Origin of the sequence: Candidatus Competibacter phosphatis (assembly GCF_012939995.1) — a bacterium.
Lineage (GTDB): Bacteria > Pseudomonadota > Gammaproteobacteria > Competibacterales > Competibacteraceae > Competibacter > Competibacter phosphatis.
This window is the reverse complement of record NZ_SPMZ01000016.1, coordinates 106,511-121,722: the sequence shown is the minus strand read 5'-3', so window position 1 is coordinate 121,722 and position 15,212 is coordinate 106,511. Positions and strand designations below refer to the sequence as shown.

Annotated in this window: 18 protein-coding genes; 16 read left to right on the top strand and 2 right to left on the bottom strand. The window is 65.0% G+C overall.

Annotated elements, in window-relative coordinates; all coding sequences use genetic code 11:
- Positions 1-34: 34 nt before the first annotated feature.
- Positions 35-325: a co-chaperone GroES gene (locus E4P82_RS06020; protein ID WP_169248048.1), complete on the top strand. Its 291-nt coding sequence runs from the start codon at positions 35-37 to the stop codon at positions 323-325.
- 62 nt (positions 326-387) lie between these two features.
- Positions 388-2,046, top strand: a complete 1,659-nt coding sequence (groL, locus tag E4P82_RS06015) for a chaperonin GroEL (RefSeq protein ID WP_169248047.1) — start codon at positions 388-390, stop codon at positions 2,044-2,046.
- 83 nt (positions 2,047-2,129) lie between these two features.
- Here the strand turns inward: groL and E4P82_RS06010 are convergent, their stop codons facing one another.
- Positions 2,130-2,876, bottom strand: coding sequence for a class I SAM-dependent methyltransferase (locus E4P82_RS06010; RefSeq protein WP_312914238.1), 747 nt, complete (start codon positions 2,874-2,876; stop codon positions 2,130-2,132).
- A 23-nt stretch (positions 2,877-2,899) separates the two neighbouring features.
- Positions 2,900-3,877, bottom strand: a complete 978-nt coding sequence (locus E4P82_RS06005; protein WP_169248046.1) for a chorismate transformation FkbO/Hyg5 family protein — start codon at positions 3,875-3,877, stop codon at positions 2,900-2,902.
- 227 nt (positions 3,878-4,104) lie between these two features.
- Here E4P82_RS06005 and E4P82_RS06000 point away from each other — a divergent pair, with 227 nt between their 5' ends.
- The 14 genes from E4P82_RS06000 to E4P82_RS22765 all read left to right on the top strand — a co-directional run bounded on the left by E4P82_RS06000 (position 4,105) and on the right by E4P82_RS22765 (position 15,115).
- Positions 4,105-4,374, top strand: coding sequence for a phosphopantetheine-binding protein (locus E4P82_RS06000; protein ID WP_169248045.1), 270 nt, complete (start codon positions 4,105-4,107; stop codon positions 4,372-4,374).
- A gap of 128 nt (positions 4,375-4,502) precedes the next feature.
- Complete coding sequence (locus E4P82_RS05995; RefSeq protein ID WP_169248044.1) at positions 4,503-5,387, top strand: polysaccharide deacetylase family protein; 885 nt, start codon at positions 4,503-4,505, stop codon at positions 5,385-5,387.
- Entirely contained in the window at positions 5,384-6,283 is a 900-nt protein-coding gene (locus E4P82_RS05990; RefSeq protein WP_169248043.1) for an LpxL/LpxP family acyltransferase, read from the top strand. Before E4P82_RS05995 ends, E4P82_RS05990 begins: the two co-directional genes overlap by 4 nt.
- Positions 6,280-6,972, top strand: a complete 693-nt coding sequence (locus tag E4P82_RS05985; protein ID WP_169248042.1) for a YdcF family protein — start codon at positions 6,280-6,282, stop codon at positions 6,970-6,972. The genes E4P82_RS05990 and E4P82_RS05985 overlap by 4 nt, the downstream gene beginning before the upstream one ends.
- A gap of 19 nt (positions 6,973-6,991) precedes the next feature.
- Positions 6,992-7,438, top strand: a complete 447-nt coding sequence (locus tag E4P82_RS05980; protein ID WP_246327388.1) for a hotdog family protein — start codon at positions 6,992-6,994, stop codon at positions 7,436-7,438.
- Positions 7,435-8,001: a LolA-related protein gene (locus E4P82_RS05975; protein ID WP_169248041.1), complete on the top strand. Its 567-nt coding sequence runs from the start codon at positions 7,435-7,437 to the stop codon at positions 7,999-8,001. The genes E4P82_RS05980 and E4P82_RS05975 overlap by 4 nt, the downstream gene beginning before the upstream one ends.
- Positions 7,998-10,367 (top strand): MMPL family transporter, encoded by a 2,370-nt coding sequence (locus E4P82_RS23090; protein WP_169248040.1) that lies wholly within the window; start codon positions 7,998-8,000, stop codon positions 10,365-10,367. The genes E4P82_RS05975 and E4P82_RS23090 overlap by 4 nt, the downstream gene beginning before the upstream one ends.
- A gap of 15 nt (positions 10,368-10,382) precedes the next feature.
- Positions 10,383-11,573, top strand: a complete 1,191-nt coding sequence (locus E4P82_RS05965; RefSeq protein ID WP_169248155.1) for a beta-ketoacyl-[acyl-carrier-protein] synthase family protein — start codon at positions 10,383-10,385, stop codon at positions 11,571-11,573.
- Positions 11,570-12,361, top strand: coding sequence for a beta-ketoacyl synthase chain length factor (locus tag E4P82_RS05960; RefSeq protein WP_169248039.1), 792 nt, complete (start codon positions 11,570-11,572; stop codon positions 12,359-12,361). The genes E4P82_RS05965 and E4P82_RS05960 overlap by 4 nt, the downstream gene beginning before the upstream one ends.
- Positions 12,358-13,077 (top strand): 3-oxoacyl-ACP reductase FabG, encoded by a 720-nt coding sequence (gene fabG, locus E4P82_RS05955; RefSeq protein ID WP_169248038.1) that lies wholly within the window; start codon positions 12,358-12,360, stop codon positions 13,075-13,077. The genes E4P82_RS05960 and fabG overlap by 4 nt, the downstream gene beginning before the upstream one ends.
- Positions 13,078-13,086: 9 nt before the next feature.
- Positions 13,087-13,869, top strand: coding sequence for a glycosyltransferase family 2 protein (locus tag E4P82_RS05950; RefSeq protein ID WP_169248037.1), 783 nt, complete (start codon positions 13,087-13,089; stop codon positions 13,867-13,869).
- The gene (locus E4P82_RS05945; RefSeq protein WP_169248036.1) at positions 13,866-14,255 is read left to right on the top strand and encodes a hypothetical protein; all 390 of its coding nucleotides are present in this window, start codon (positions 13,866-13,868) and stop codon (positions 14,253-14,255) included. Before E4P82_RS05950 ends, E4P82_RS05945 begins: the two co-directional genes overlap by 4 nt.
- A 279-nt stretch (positions 14,256-14,534) precedes the next feature.
- Positions 14,535-14,984, top strand: a complete 450-nt coding sequence (locus tag E4P82_RS05940) for a hypothetical protein (protein ID WP_169248035.1) — start codon at positions 14,535-14,537, stop codon at positions 14,982-14,984.
- Entirely contained in the window at positions 14,981-15,115 is a 135-nt protein-coding gene (locus E4P82_RS22765; protein ID WP_281383654.1) for a hypothetical protein, read from the top strand. Before E4P82_RS05940 ends, E4P82_RS22765 begins: the two co-directional genes overlap by 4 nt.
- Positions 15,116-15,212: the final 97 nt, after the last annotated feature.

Below are 15,212 nucleotides of genomic sequence, written 5' to 3'. Positions count from 1 at the left end.
CCCCGAACCTCAAAATCCCCAGGAGATTTCATCAATGAACATTCGTCCGCTGCACGATCGGGTGCTGATCAAACGTGTTGAAGAGGAAACCAAGAGTCCGGGCGGCATCGTCCTGCCGGGCAGCGCCGCCGAAAAACCCTCGCGCGGCACGGTGATGGCGGTGGGTCGGGGCAAGCTGCTGGAAAACGGCGATGTACGGCCGCTGGACGTCAAGGCCGGTGATCTGGTCCTGTTCGGCAAGTATTCGGGCAGCGAAGTGAAGGTGGACGGCGAAGATCTGATCGTCATGCGCGAAGACGAAATCATGGCGATCATCGAGAAGTAAGCGTCTCCCTTCCCGAATTTCCGCATTCGAATCTCTCAAAACGGTTTCAGAGGAATTAGAAAATGGCTGCAAAAGAAGTCAAGTTCGGTGACGACGCCCGCTCGCGCATGGTGCGCGGTATCAATGTGCTGGCCAACGCCGTCAAGGTCACCCTGGGTCCCAAGGGCCGCAACGTGCTGCTGGACAAGTCCTTCGGTGCCCCCACCGTCACCAAGGACGGCGTGTCGGTCGCCAAGGAAGTCGAACTGGACGACAAGTTCGAGAACATGGGCGCGCAGATGGTGAAAGAGGTCGCGTCCAAGACTTCCGACGTGGCCGGCGACGGCACCACCACCGCCACCGTGCTGGCCCAGGCCATCGTTCGCGAAGGCATGAAGGCGGTCGCCGCCGGCATGAATCCGATGGATCTCAAGCGCGGCATCGACAAGGCGGTCGGCGCCACGGTCGAGGAACTGAAGAAGTTTTCCAAGCCCTGCACCGACGACAAGGCCATCGCCCAGGTGGGCACCATTTCCGCCAACTCCGACGAAGCCATTGGCCGGATCATCGCCGACGCCATGAAGAAGGTCGGCAAGGAAGGCGTCATTACCGTCGAGGAAGGCAAGAGCCTGGACAACGAACTGGATGTCGTGGAAGGCATGCAGTTCGACCGCGGCTATATCTCCCCCTATTTCATCAATAACCAGCAGAGCATGAGCGCGGAGCTGGAAGCCCCGTACATCCTGCTGTACGACAAGAAGGTTTCCAACGTCCGTGACCTGCTGCCGCTGCTGGAAGGCGTGGCCAAGGCCAGCAAGCCGCTGTTGATCATCGCCGAGGATGTGGAAGGCGAGGCCCTGGCGACCTTGGTGGTCAACACCATTCGCGGCATCGTCAAGGTCGCGGCCGTCAAGGCCCCCGGCTTCGGCGACCGTCGCAAGGCCATGTTGCAGGATATCGCCATCCTGACCGGTGGCCAGGTCATTTCCGAGGAAGTCGGGCTGACTCTGGAGAAAGCCACCCTGTCCGATCTGGGCACGGCCCGCAAGATCGTGGTCGGCAAGGAAAACACCACCATCATCGACGGCGCCGGCAAGGCCGACGAGATCCAGAGCCGAGTCGAGCAGATTCGCCGCCAGATCGAGGAAGCCACTTCCGATTATGACAAGGAGAAGTTGCAGGAGCGGGTGGCCAAGCTGGCTGGCGGTGTGGCGGTGATCAAGGTCGGCGCGGCCACCGAAATCGAAATGAAGGAGAAGAAAGCCCGCGTCGAAGACGCGCTACACGCCACCCGCGCGGCGGTCGAGGAAGGCGTGGTGGCCGGCGGCGGCGTGGCGTTGATTCGCGCCCTGCAGACCATCAAGGGCCTGAAAGGCGACAATGCCGATCAGGACGTGGGCATCTCCATCGCGTTGCGCGCCATGGAAGAACCCGCGCGCCAGATCGTCGGCAATGCCGGCGACGAGCCTTCGGTGGTTCTGGACAAGATCCTGCAACAGTCCGGCAACTACGGCTATAACGCCGCGACCGGCGAATATGGCGACATGGTCGAGATGGGCATTCTGGACCCGACCAAGGTGACCCGCTCGGCGTTGCAGAACGCGGCCTCCGTGGCGGCGCTGCTGATCACCACCGAGGCGATGATCGCCGAACTGCCGAAGAAGGACNNCGGNGGCGGCATGGGCGGCATGGGCGACATGGGCGGCATGGGCGGCATGGGCGGCATGGGCGGCATGATGTAAGTCAGCGTCTCACGCTTCCATCTGCAAAAAAAGCCCCGCTTCGGCGGGGCTTTTTCATGCGCGAACCGGCGACAGGACGACCGTTATCCCTTACGGCCGAAATAGGCGCGAAACAGGTCGAATTCCACATCGCAGCCCGCTTCGGCGAAACCGGCGTCGCGGATGGCCTGGACGATGGTGTCCGGGGGAACGCAATTCTCGATGGTGTCCCAGTAATAGCGCATCAAGGTCTGCATCTCCCGCTGGCCGGTGCTCAAGCGGCCGAGCAGCGGAATCACCCGGCCCAGATAGAATTTGAGGGCCGTGCGCTTCAACGGCGTGGTGGGCTGGGCGATTTCCAGGATGAGCAGCACGCCGCCCGGCTTCAGCACCCGCTGAAATTCGCGAAAGGTGGCATTGAGATCGACGACATGGCGCAGCGCATAGCCCATGCTGACGAAATCGAAACGCTCATCGGCGACCGGCAATTGCTCCATTTGCCCCTGCACCAGCGGAATATCCAGCAGGCGGCGCACCTCGTCCAGCATTCCCGCGCTGACATCGAGCCCGACCACCGCCCGCCGGTCCTGGGTGATCGCCAACGCCTGCCGAGCCACCAGACCGGTGCCAATGGCGACATCCAGCACGCTCATACCGGGCCGCAGACCGGCGCGGACCAGCGCGTGGCGCCGATACCAACTGCCCGATCCCCACGACAGTAAGAGGTTGACCCGATCGTAATAGCCGGCGGTACGGTCGAACAGTCCGCGCACAAAAGCAGGGCGCTGGGCCAAATCCGGATAGTACTCGGGCAGCACCGGATGGGGTTTCAACGGTTGGTCGGATTTCACGAGCAGGCATCCTGAGGGTGATTTTACGAAGCGGAACCAACCGCCAGACCCTCGATTTCGATCAGCAGTTCCCGACGGCAAATGTCGGCTTGCAGGAACAAGGTCGGCGGATCGGCGTCGAGCGCCTGGGCGATCCGCTGTCGCAATGCCGCCAAGTCGAGATCCGACCGGCAGTAGACCTTCAGCAAGGCCGGGCGCAGCGGTTCCGGCATCAGACGGTTGGCCTGGGCAAGCAGCGCCCGCAGATTGAACAGCGTCTCGTCCAGTTGCGCCATCAGATCGACATGTTGGCTGGCGTGGCCGACGATGCTGGCCGTGCCGGATATATAAAGATGGTGATGTCGCTCTCCCCAGGCTTTCAGCACGGCGCGCGAGAACGAGGGACTGCGCGGCCCGTACTGGCGCGGGTAGTGAAAGGCGCTGGTTTGCCGCGGATTTTCAATCTGGATTCCCGCTGTCCGACCGGCCAGCGCGTACAGCCGCAATCCTGGCTCGTCGGTGCCGATGGCGCAAGCGGCCGGCAGGTGCGTCTCGAACTCCGTCAGTTCCGCCACCAACGCCTGATGCCGACCGGCGCAAAACGCCCGATAGCGTTCCAGCCCACCGCATTCCCGGTTGATGGCGGGGAAATAATTCCAGACCCGCAGCAGGTGCGGGTAGCCCAGTTCGCGCGCCGCCGCGAACAAGCGCCGATAGGCCATGGCGGTCAGGGGTTGCAAGGCATCGGGCGCATACTCGTCCAAACGGCACTGGAGAAAAAGCACGGTATCGTTGCCGGCGTGACTCACGCCGTGGGTAACCCCGACGCGCACCGGCTGAGCGCTGAGCCAGACCTCGACGGTCGAACTTCCACCCAGTTCGGGCAAGGGAATGACGCCGGATCGCGGATCTATCAGGGGGGCGGCCGGCTTCCGAAATCGAATCAGCGCCAACAAGCGCTCGTCGTCCAGCGCGCGGGCGGCTTGCGTTTCGTCGCGATAGACGACCTGGAAAGGAAACATGCGCGTCGTCTTACAATCGCTATGAATAGAAAGGATTATCGCTGCTCATGAATGCGAGAGACCGTGCCGGGTTCGAGCCGTTCGGGTTGGGGAATCGTGCTCCCGGGCATTCGATGAGGCCGGGCGATGAGAAGTTTTTCGGATAAGCCATGGTATAGTTTATGCTCGAATTCACAAGCGTCGATAGCGTTGTTGCGCCCACATCCCCCATCCTGACGAGGTCACCCATGGATGTTCTCTCGCCGTTCGAGTTGGAGGTGGCTCGACTGTTGGTCGAGACCCTGCACCTGGAAGATATCAGCCCGGAAGAAATCATTCCCGAAGAACCGTTGTTCGGCGAAGGGCTCGGCCTGGATTCCATCGATGCCCTGGAACTGGCGCTGGCGATTTCGAAAACCTATGGCTTTCAATTGCGTTCCGACGACAAGGAAAACCGGCGCGTGTTCGCCTCGCTGCGCGCCCTGAGCGCGCATATCGCGCAATGCCGTGCCCGTTAGGCATCGATCGCCGCGAGGAATGCTGTTTCCGCGCCCGTGGCCCGAGCCGATGGGCAAGTAAAATCATCCGGTTGTTGCTGATCTGATCGGTACCGATGAGTCGATTTGCGTGGAGTACCACCTGGGTCATGAGCGCGTTTGGCCTGACCCTGGCCTTGGTGGACGCCAGTCCGGGCCGAACCTGGTTGCTGACCGGGTTGGCGGGGTTCTACATCGTGCTGCTGGCAATCGGCGCGTTGGTGCCGCGCCTGGATTTCTATCTGCGGGCGGTATGTCGCGGTCCGGCCGACCAACCCTGGGTGGCATTGACCTTCGACGACGGCCCCGATCCCGCCATCACCCCATTGCTGCTCGAACTGCTGCGACGCGAACGAATCCGCGCCGTATTTTTCTTCGTGGGCGAGGCGGCCCGGCAATATCCGGCCCTGGTGGCGCAAGCCGCCGCCGACGCTCACTTGATCGGCAATCATTCCAACCAGCATGGCCATGGTTGGGCGTTTTCATCCACCCAGGGGATCGTCGCCGAATTCGAGGCGGCCAACCGCACCTTCACCGAAATTCTGGGCCATGCCCCACGCTTCGCGCGGACGCCGGTCGGGGCATCGTGTCCGGGTTTGGCCAAGGCGTTGGCCTGTCTGCGCCTTGGCAACATCGCCTGGGACGTGCGCGGTCTGGAAGGGCTGTACCGCGACCCGACGCGCATTTCGGCTCGTGTCGTCCGCCGGGCGCGCAACGGTTCGATCATTCTGTTGCATGAACTCTATTATGGCGTGGCGCGCTTCGAACCCCAGCAGGTGCTGGAGACCGCGCAACTGACGATCGACGGGCTGCGCGCGCGCGGTTTTCGCTTCGTTCGTCTGGATCGGTTACTGGCGCAACCGGAGAGCGCGCCTTGGCCGGACGGCTGGGAGTCGTCACCCGAAACCGGCGCGCTCCTGGCCAAAGGCCGCACGGGCGAATCGATAATGAGCGACCACATCGCATCCACCACATCGAGAGCAGGTCGTGCATGAGCCAGCAGTGGGCACGGTTGCCGGAGCGAGGCAATCCGCTGGCACTGCGATTGATCTGCTGGATCGCCCTGCATGTCGGCCGACCTGCGGGCCGTGTTCTACTCTATCCCATCACCCTGTATTTTCTGATAACCGCCACGGCGGCACGGCGTAGCTCCCGACGCTATCTGCGGCGGGCACTGGGCCGCGAGCCGGGCTGGCGGGATCTGTTTCGCCATATCCACTGCTTCGCCGCCACCATTCTGGATCGGGTCTATTTTCTGACGGGGCGACTGGAGCAATTCGAGATCGAGATTTTCGGCGGCCAACGTATTCTGGATCAGGCGGCATCCGGTCGAGGCTGCATTCTGTTGGGGTCGCATTTGGGCAGTTTCGACGCCTTGCGGGCGCTCGGCGTGAGCTTGCGCCACCTGCCCATCAAAATCTTGATGAACACCACCCACAATCGGGCCATGACCCAATTGCTGGATGCCTTGAATCCGACACTGGCGCAAACCATCATCCCCATCGGCACGCCAGATACCCTGTTGAAAGTCCAGGAAAGCCTGGAGCAGGGCGACATGATCGGCGCACTGGGGGATCGAGTAGCGCGGGGCGAGAAGGCGGTTCCCTGCCGCTTTCTCGACCAGGAAACCGCCTTGCCGATCGGCCCCATGCTGCTGGCGGCGCTCATGAACTGCCCGGTGATTCTGTGCTTCGGCCTGTACCGAGGCGGCAACCGCTACGACATCCATTTCGAGCCACTGGCCGAGCATATCGTTCTGGACCGGCACCAGCGCCGGGAGCAACTCGGTGTTTGGGTGCAGCGCTACGCCGACCGGCTGGCGCATTACGCGCGTCTCGCACCCTATAACTGGTTCAATTTTTACGACTACTGGGAAGAAGACGGATCATGAAACCGGCCACGACACCCGCCAAGCGCTTCGTCCGCCAGCGCGGCATGGGTTGGGACGGCCTGACCACCTTGCTGCTATCCAATCTGCTGCTGCTGGCAACCTTGGGCCTGAGCGGGCTGTGGTGGTTGCGTCGCGTCTGGCGCATCGCCCGCGACACACCGTACGCCGGCGTCGAAGGCGACTGGGTGGTGGTGCTGGGCGCCCGCCTGCAAGACGACCAAGTGGCGCCCGGCCATGCCCGCCGACTGCGCCGCGCCGCCGCGTTGTACCAGGCCGATCCCCGGCAACGCATCCTACTGGTCGGCGGTCGCACCGGCGGTCGCGTCAGTGAAGCCGAACGCGGCCGGGAATGGCTCCTCGAACTCGGCATTCCCGCCTCCCGCCTGGCGATCGAGGATCAATCCCTGAACACACTCGACAATCTGCGCAACGCTCGGCAATTGCTGGCCGATCTGCGTGAGCGTCCCTTCGTGCTGGTCAGCAGCCGTTATCACCTGGCCCGCGGTCAGGCATTGGCGCGCGGCCTGGGTCTGCAACCGGTATTGTGCGCCGCCGAGGAGCGTTTGCGCCGCGATCCCTGGACCTGTTGGCGACTGGCCTTGGAAGCGTACTACCTGCATTGGTACGCAGTGGGCAAAACCTGGTCGCGCTGGACCGGCAACCGCCACAGTCTGGCCCGAATCACCTGAGGCATCTGGAACCCCCCCGTTGATCGACAAGAACCAAATTCAGGCGCTGATTCCGCACGCCGGCGCCATGTGCCTGCTGGAGGAGGTGACCGCCTGGGACGGGCAATCCATCGCCTGCGTGACCGAAACCCATCGCGATCCCGCCAATCCGCTGCGGCGACAGGGTCGACTGCCGGCCGTGATGGCTTTCGAGTACGGCGGCCAGGCGGCGGCGATTCACGGTGGTTTGCGCGCCCGCGCCGCCGGCCAAACGGCGCCGCCCGGTTATCTGGCCGCGCTGCGCGACGCCCGCTGGTTCGTCACCGATCTGGATGGCATCGCCGAGCCCCTGGAAGTCGCCGCCCAACTGTTGCTGGGCGATCAGGCCCATTGCCTCTACGCGATTCAGGTCAGCGCCGCCGGCCGCCTACTGGCGGAAGCCCGCATCGCCATCGCGCCGCAAGCGACGGCGGAAACAGCATCATGAAGCGTTGGGGCTGGTTGTTGTTGTTACTGGGAGGCTGGCCGCTGGGGCTGTCGGCCGCCGATGAGGCGTTGGATCAGGTCATGCGGGCGCTGGCGGCGGTACCGGCGGTGCAAGCGGCCTTTCGCGAGGAAAAGACGCTCGCCATCTTGCAAGAGCCACTGGTGAGCAGTGGGGTGTTGTACTACCGCGCCCCGGCCTATCTGCGCAAACAGACCTTGCAACCACAGCCGGAGGAATACGAAGCCGACGACCATTGGTTGACGGTCGAAACACCGACCGACGGCCGCCGGCAATTCGATCTGAACGGTTACCCGCAACTGCGGCCCTTCGTCGAAGCGATTCGCGCCACCCAGGCCGGCGACCGGACCACGCTGGAGCGCTACTATCGGCTGGATTTTCAGGGAACGCCCGCCGACTGGAGCCTGCGCCTTATCCCGCGCGAACCGGAATTCGCCCAGTATCTGACCGCCATCGTCATCCGGGGCCACGCGGCCTGGATCGACAGCGTGGAAACGCTGGAAGCCGACGGTGACCGTAGCCTGATGACGGTGAGCCCACGGTGAAGCCTCACTCCCCCGGTTCCATTCCCACGCAGCCAGCGGAGCGCCGCCGCCGCTGGTGGATTCCACTGCTCTGGCTGCTGGCCGCGCTGGGCTGCGGTTGGATCGTGGCGACCACTCCGGTAACCGCCGATCTGAGCGTATTCGTGCCGCGTGGCGATCCGGTCGCGGATCTGCTGCTGGAACAATTGCGCAACGGCCCGACCACCCGCCTGATTCCGATCGGCCTGACGGGCGACTCCGAAGCGGCGCGCGCCACTGTCAGTCGCCGTTTGGCCGAACGGCTGCGGGACAGTGGCCAGTTCGCGCGGGTCGCCAACGGCGCGGATGCGCTACCCGAGGCGGAATTGCAGGCGCTGTTCGAGCATCGCTATCCGCTCAGCCCGACCGTCACGCCGGAACGCTTCACCGCCGAGGGTTTGCACGCCGCGCTGGAACAACGATTACGGGAATTGCAATCGCCGCTGGCGGTACTTCAGAAACGTTGGTTGCCGGCGGACCCGACCGGTGAACTGCTCACCCTGCTGAGGGTGTGGCGGAGCGGGGTCAACGAACCGGCCAAACGGCTGGGCGTGTGGTTCTCGCCCGATGGCGCGCGCGCCCTGTTGCTGGCCGAAACCCACGCCTCCGGCTACGACCTGGCCGGCCAGCACGCGGCGGTGGCGGCGATTCGCGCGGGCTTGGCCGCCGCCGGCGCGGGGACCCATGTGGAATTGGCCATGAGCGGCCCCGGCGTGCTGGCGACACTGGCCAAGGACCAGATTCGCGCCGAGGCGGAACTGCGCAGCACGCTGGCCATGGCGGCGATGATCTTGCTCCTGATCGGAGTTTACCGGTCACCGCGCACGGTCTGGGCCGGCGCGCTGCCGATGCTGGCCGCCCTGCTGGCCGGCGCGGCGGCGGTGGATCTGCTGTTCGGCAAGATGTACATGATCACGCTGGCCTTCAGCATGACCCTGCTGGGCGAAACGCTGGATTATCCCACCTATCTGTTCAGCCACCGAGGCGCTGGGGAAACCGTCGAAGGAACCTTGCGCCAACTGTGGCCGACCCTGCGGCTGTGCGCGGTGACCACTTTGCTCGGCTGTCTGGCGATGATCACCCCGAATTTTCCCGGCCTGAGTCAGTTGGGCGTCTTCACCATCGCCGGCATCGCCGCCGCCGTGGCGACCGCGCGCTGGTTGTTGCCGGCGCTGCTGCCGCCGGACTGGATTCCGCCGCGTCCCGGCGAGGTCGGCGCCTGGGCGGATTGGCTGCTCGAACCGCGCCCGAAACTGGCGCTGGCGTTCGGCGCCGTGGGCTTGCTGCTGCTGGCGGTGTTGATCGTTCGGGCGCCGCCGCTGTGGGAAAACGATATCGCCGCGCTCAGTCCGGTGCCGCGCGCGCTGCTGCGGCTGGATCAGGAATTGCGCGCCGCGCTGGGTGCGCCGGAAGTCGGCCGCCTGATCGTCATCACCGCGCCCGACGCGGAAACAGCGCTGCGCCACGGCGAACGCATCGCCGCCTGGCTCGACGCCCGCCAAGCGGAAGGCGCGCTCGACGGCCATGACGGCCCCATGCGCTATCTACCCAGTCAGCAGACCCAACGGCAACGGCTGGCCCGGTTGCCGACACCGGAAATGCTGGAAGCCAATCTGGCCATCGCCACGGCGGGATTGCCGTTCAGGCCGGGCTTGTTTCAACCCTTTCTCGATGCCGTCGCCGCCGCGCGCGCCGCGCCGCCGTTGCGCCCCGAGGATCTGCGCGGCACCCTGCTGGGCATGCGGCTCGATGCCCTGCTGTTGGCCGGCGAACGCGGCTGGACCGCGCTGCTGCCGCTGAGCAGGGTGCGGGACGCACGCGCCCTGATCGCCGACCTGCCGCAAGCCACCGACAGCCAGGCGCATTACCTGGATCTGCGGATCGAAACCAACCGGCTGGTGGCGGATTTCCGCGATACCGCCCTGATCCGGTTCGGCTGGGGCGCCGCGCTGATCGTGGCGGTGGTCTGGGTCGGGCTACGATCCTGGCGGCGGGTCGCCGCCGCGCTGCTGCCGGTGCTGCTGGCGCTGGTCGTGGTGGTGGCGGCGCTGCTGGCGCTGGGCGAACGGCTGTCGCTGTTCCATCTGGTTTCGCTGCTGCTGGTATTGGGCATCGGCGTCGATTATGGTTTGTTCTTCAGCCGGCCCGGCACCGATCCGGCCGCGCGCCGCCGCACCCTGCACGCGCTGCTGGTGTGCTGCGGTTCGGCCTTGACCGTGTTCATTCTATTGTCCACGTCCACGCTGCCGGCGCTGCATGCCATCGGCCTGACGGTCAGTCTGGGCGTGGTGGCCAGTTTCGTCGCCGCCCTGACGCTGGCGCGACCGTTGCTAACCCGGATGAGTTGAAGTCGAACCATGGCCATCAAGCCGCTGGCGGTCACCGCCTATACCGTGACCAATGCCTTGGGACGAGGCATTGCCGCTTCGCTGACGGCACTACGTCGCGGGGAAAGTGGGTTGCGCCCCTGCGATTTCGAGGACGCCGCCCTGTCCACCTGGATCGGGCGGGTCGCCGGTCTGGAAGAAGACCCGCTGACAGGAGAGTTCGCGCCGTTCGATTGCCGCAACAACCGGCTGGCGCGACTGGGCCTGGAGCAGGACCGGTTCGGCGCGGCGGTGCGCGCGGCCCGCGAACGCCATGGCGCCGACCGGATCGGCGTTTTCATCGGCACCAGCACCTCCGGCATCGGCGCCACCGAACACGCCTACCGCCAGCGCGATCCCGCCACCGGCCGCCTGCCGGCTGGCTTCGACTACCGACACACCCATAATCTGTTTTCGGCGGCGGATTTCACCCGGCGCTGGTTGGCGCTGCGCGGCGTGGTGCTGACGGTCTCCACCGCCTGCTCGTCCAGTGCCAAGGCCTTCGCCTCCGCCTACCGACACATGCAAGTAGGGTTCTGCGACGCGGCTGTGGTCGGTGGGGTGGACAGCCTGTGCCTGACTACACTGTACGGCTTCAACGCTCTGGAATTGGCCTCTTCCCAACCCTGCCGACCGTGGGATGTCGACCGCGACGGCTTGAACATCGGCGAGGCGGCCGGGTTCGCGCTGCTGGAATGGGCCGAGCCGGACGATGCGCGCCCCCTGTTGCTGGGTTATGGAGAAAGCAGCGACGCCCATCACATGAGCGCCGCCCATCCCGAGGGCGCCGGCGCGGTCCTGGCGATGCAACAGGCACTGGCGCGGGCGGAACTCCGCCCTGGGCAGGTGGATTACATCAACCTGCACGGCACCGCCACGCCGTCGAACGACGCCGCCGAGGATCGAGCGGTGCTGCGAGTGTTCGGCCCGGACACGCCGTGCAGTTCCACCAAGGGCTGGACCGGACATACCTTGGGCGCGGCCGGCATCACCGAAGCGGCATTCGTCTGGCTGTGCCTAGAGCACGCGCTGATTCCCGGCATGCTCAACACCCGCCGGATCGATCCGAATCTGGGCGCGGGCGTCGTGCTGGACAATCGAGAACAGCCGCTGCGCGTGGCGCTCAGCAATTCCTTCGGTTTCGGCGGCACCAATTGCAGCCTGTTGTTCGGACGGAGGGCCGCGTGAACACACTTCAAGTGGAAGGCGTGGGCCTGATGGCGCCGGGACTGGCGGGCTGGCCGAACGGTCGGGCGGTGCTGAGCGACGCGCGGCCTTATGTCGCCGAAGCGATGCCCACCGCCATCGCCGCGCTGCTGCCGGCCAACGAACGGCGTCGCACCACCGCCACCGTCAAACTGGCGCTGCAAGTCGCTCAGGAAGCGGCCCTGCATGCGGATATCGATCCAAGCACCACGCCAACGGTGCTGGCCTCCTCGGGCGGCGACAGCGAAGTATTGGACAAGATCTGCGCGGCGCTGACCCTGCCCGACCGGCCGGTCTCGCCGACTCACTTCCACCACTCGGTGCACAACACGCCCGCCGGTTACTGGTCGATCGCCACCCGCTGCGCCGCCGCTTCACTGAGCCTCTCCGCCTACGACGACAGCTTTGCCGCCGGCCTGATGGAAGCGGCGGCGCTGGCCTGGACGGATCGGACGCGGGTACTACTGGTCGCCTACGATCTGCCCCCGCCGTTTCCGTTGTCCGAACGCCGGGAGATCGTTGCCCCGTTCGCCGTGGCGCTGGTGCTGAATCCGACGCCGACCGGGCGGCGACTGGCGACACTGCGTCTGACACGAAACGCGGAACGACCGGCAAGCTGCTTGGACGATCCCCAGCTCGAAGCCTTGCGGCTGGGCAATCCGGCCGCTCGGAGTCTGCCGCTATTGCGGGCCATCGCTCACTCGATCGCAAGCCGGGTGACCTTGTCCACCGGCGAGAGCGGAGGGCTGGAACTGGAGATCGAGCCATGAAACGAGCGCTGGTGACCGGCGGCAGCGGTGATCTCGGTCGGGCGATCTGCCAGCGCCTCGGGCGTGACGGTCTGCACGTCATCGTCCATGCCCACCAACATCCCGAACGGGCGGCGGCGGTGGTCGATGCCATTCGAACGGCGGGCGGTTCGGCGGAAGCGGTCGCCTTCGACGTCGCCGACGAGGATCAGGCCCGCCAGGCGCTGGCGTCGCTGTTGCAGGCTGGGCCGATTCAGGTGCTGGTCAACAACGCCGGCGTGCATGCCGACGCGCCCATGGCCGGCATGTCGGGAACGCAGTGGCGACAACCGATCGAGGTGTGTCTGCACGGCTTCTTCAACGTGACCCAACCGCTGCTGCTGCCAATGCTCGGCACGCGCTGGGGCCGCATCGTCAACATCTCCTCGCTGACCGGCGTCATCGGCAATCGCGGCCAGACCAATTACGCCGCCGCCAAGGCCGGACTGCACGGAGCGACCCGAACGCTGGCGCTGGAGCTGGCCTCGCGCGGGATCACCGTCAACGCCATCGCGCCGGGCATCATCGCAGGTCAGGCCACCGAAACGGTGTTCGACGCGGCGACCATCCGGCGGTTGGTACCGATGCAACGGGCGGGGACGCCGGACGAAGTGGCCGCCCTGGTCGGTTTCCTGGCTTCCGAGGAAGCGGGCTATCTGACCGGGCAAATCATCGGTCTCAACGGCGGGATCGCTTGAGCGCCGATCATGCCGGTCGCCGTTGTCATTCCCGCCTATAACGAAGCCGCCACCATCGCCGGCATCGTCCATCGTGCCCGACGACAAGTGGAGACGGTGATCGTGGTGGACGACGGCTCCGGCGACGATACCGCCGCCCAGGCCGAAGCGGCGGGGGCGCAACTGTTGCGCCAGCCGGCCAACCAGGGCAAGGGTGCGGCGCTGTGGCGCGGGATGGGGGCGGCGCTGGCGCAAGGCGCGGACGCGGTCATTACCCTGGACGCGGACGGCCAGCATTGCCCCGAGGATATGCCGAAGCTACTGACCGCCGCTCGACGCCAGCCCGGACGGCTGATCGTCGCCGCCCGGCTGGAACGCCGCGAGCGTGCGCCCGGCTTGCGTCGTTTCGCCAACGGCATGGCCGACTTCTGGATTTCCTGGGCGGCCGGCTATCCGATCCGCGATACCCAATCCGGATTTCGGCTGTATCCGGCCGCGTTCTTGCGCGCCGCCTCCGCGCCCCACAACGGGCGGCGCGGCTTCGCCTTCGAGAGCGCGCTGCTGATTCAGGCCACCCGGCTGGGCTGCTATCCGGCGACGGTGGCCATCGAGACGATCTATCACCCGCAAGGTCGGCCCAGTCATTACCAACCGTGGCGGGACACCCTGCGCATCGTCGCCACGGTGGCGTGGGAACTGCTCGGACGCGGCCTGTATCCGATAGGTTTACTCCGGTCGCTGCGGCTACTACCCTTACCGGTATCCGATCATGAAGCTTTGGTTAAACAACAAGATACAGGGGGTAAGGCATGATTCCGAGAACATGGGTCCCGTTGGCGTTCCTGCTGGCCTTGGTCTTGGTGGGCTGCCGCAGCAATCCGGTCTACAACATCGAGAACATGCCGGTGACGACCGACACTCGCGGCTATTCGCTGGGCGACGTGCGCGGCGCCATCCTGCGGGCGGGAGCGGCGCAGGGTTGGCAGATGAAAGTCGTCCGGCCCGGCCTGATCATCGGCACGCTCTATCTGCGCAGTCACATGGCTCAGGTCGAAATTCCCTATGACCGGGTGACCTACAGCATCCTGTACCGGGACAGCAACAACCTGGATTACGACGGCGTCAACATTCACAGCAACTACAACGGTTGGGTGCAGCGCCTAAGCGCCGAGATCAATGCGCAACTCAGTAAGCTGTGACGCCGAATGACGCTCCGCGCGGGTCGGGTCGAACGCTGCCCTGGCCCCGCGAAATCCCGAGCCAGGCAACCGCCGTACCGCTATACTCCGCGCGAGTTTTGCTTGCGATCGCGTCGGGCGACCGCAACACTCTTCAGGTAAGCGATTAGTCCGTTTCGATTTCCCAACCGTGTTTATTCGAGGGAACCAACCCCTCGCCAAGGAGAAAAGTATCATGAAAGAACGTATCGTGGCCGTTCTGGGCATGGTGAGTCTGCTAACGACCGTGGCTGCGCCAACATGATGGGCCAGGACAAAAACAAGGCGGCAATGGAAAAAGCGCCCGCTCCCCAGCAGGAAATGGCGCCGGCACCGAAAATCGCCGACAGCGAAACCATTACCGTGACCGCAACGGTGCGGGCGGTCGATCTGAAAAGCCGGACGGTGACACTCAAGCAGAAAGGCGGCCAGCCCTTTACCGTTCATGTCGGCGACGAGGTGCGCAATCTGCCCCAGGTTCGAGTGGGTGACCAAGTGGTGATGAGATACACCGAGGCCGTGGCGGTACGGATCAATCAGAATACCACCGGTGGAATCACCTCGCGCCGGGAAACCCTGAGCGGCGACCGTGCCGCGCTAGGGCAAAGGCCGGCGGGCAGCGTACGCAACACCGTCGAAATCATCGCCAATATCCTGGCGATCGACCCCAAGACCCGCAAGATTATCTTCCAGGTCCGCAAAACGCCTTGACCGTAAAAGCGCCAGCCGATGTCAACATCGGTCGGCTCAATGTCGGCGACCAGGTGCTGCTCACCTACGTCGAGGAACTGGCGATCTCCGTGGAACCGGCGGCGACCAAGAAATCCGCCAAGAAAAAATAGACGCCGCTCGTTGGGTCGTTCCTTGAAAAACCCGCCGGCCGGCGGGTTTTTCTTTGCCGCCGGGCGCGGGCTTCACCGCCAGCAAGCTGGGTTATAC

Coding starts and splice junctions, on each gene's coding strand:
- E4P82_RS06020 (WP_169248048.1), top strand. CDS start 35: ATGAACATTCGTCCGCTGCACGATCGGGTGCTGATCAAACGTGTTGAA.
- E4P82_RS06005 (WP_169248046.1), bottom strand. CDS start 3,877: ATGTTTCCTTTCCAGGTCGTCTATCGCGACGAAACGCAAGCCGCCCGC.
- E4P82_RS06000 (WP_169248045.1), top strand. CDS start 4,105: ATGGATGTTCTCTCGCCGTTCGAGTTGGAGGTGGCTCGACTGTTGGTC.
- E4P82_RS05995 (WP_169248044.1), top strand. CDS start 4,503: ATGAGCGCGTTTGGCCTGACCCTGGCCTTGGTGGACGCCAGTCCGGGC.
- E4P82_RS05990 (WP_169248043.1), top strand. CDS start 5,384: ATGAGCCAGCAGTGGGCACGGTTGCCGGAGCGAGGCAATCCGCTGGCA.
- E4P82_RS05985 (WP_169248042.1), top strand. CDS start 6,280: ATGAAACCGGCCACGACACCCGCCAAGCGCTTCGTCCGCCAGCGCGGC.
- E4P82_RS05975 (WP_169248041.1), top strand. CDS start 7,435: ATGAAGCGTTGGGGCTGGTTGTTGTTGTTACTGGGAGGCTGGCCGCTG.
- fabG (WP_169248038.1), top strand. CDS start 12,358: ATGAAACGAGCGCTGGTGACCGGCGGCAGCGGTGATCTCGGTCGGGCG.
- E4P82_RS05950 (WP_169248037.1), top strand. CDS start 13,087: ATGCCGGTCGCCGTTGTCATTCCCGCCTATAACGAAGCCGCCACCATC.
- E4P82_RS05945 (WP_169248036.1), top strand. CDS start 13,866: ATGATTCCGAGAACATGGGTCCCGTTGGCGTTCCTGCTGGCCTTGGTC.
- E4P82_RS05940 (WP_169248035.1), top strand. CDS start 14,535: ATGATGGGCCAGGACAAAAACAAGGCGGCAATGGAAAAAGCGCCCGCT.